Below are 480 nucleotides of genomic sequence, written 5' to 3'. Positions count from 1 at the left end.
CACAGAGCAGGCCAACACCAAGTTATGCCTGATGACCATAGCAAGTTGGTACCACTCCTTCCCATCCCGAACAGGACAGTGAAACGACTTTGCGCCGATGATAGTGCGGGTTCCCGTGTGAAAGTAGGTCATCGTCAGGCTCTTACAGCGAGAAGCACCCAGTCTTCGTACTGGGTGTTTTCTTTTGAAGCATGGAATCATGCTCCAAAAGAAAACATAAGTTTGACAGTTCTTAAAAAACTGTGCTAGAATTCAAGGCTCAGCTGATCGCAGCTAAGTCGGGAAAGCAAAGAAAGATTTCGGTCTTTGTGAGTGATCCGGTTCATTAAAAATATACAGCCGATAAGCGTGGGCGTTTGATGGCGAGTGCCAAGTTCTTTGGAACTAGTGCTTAGCACTACAAACGCTCATGAGAGAGAAGTGAAGTTCACTTCAATTCTTAATTATGAGTTGCTCGAAAGAGCGAAAAAAATCAAGATC

The 480-nt window shown here is 44.8% G+C and carries 1 rRNA gene; it reads left to right on the top strand.

The annotated features are described in order from the left end of the window. Positions 1 to 27 precede the first annotated feature (27 nt). A 5S ribosomal RNA gene (gene rrf, locus A1D30_RS04760) occupies positions 28 to 140 on the top strand. Positions 141 to 480 lie beyond the last annotated feature (340 nt).

Source organism: Acidovorax sp. GW101-3H11, from assembly GCF_001633105.1.
In the GTDB taxonomy this organism is placed as follows: Bacteria; Pseudomonadota; Gammaproteobacteria; order Burkholderiales; family Burkholderiaceae_C; genus Acidovorax.
This window is presented reverse-complemented; position numbering and strand designations above follow the sequence as displayed.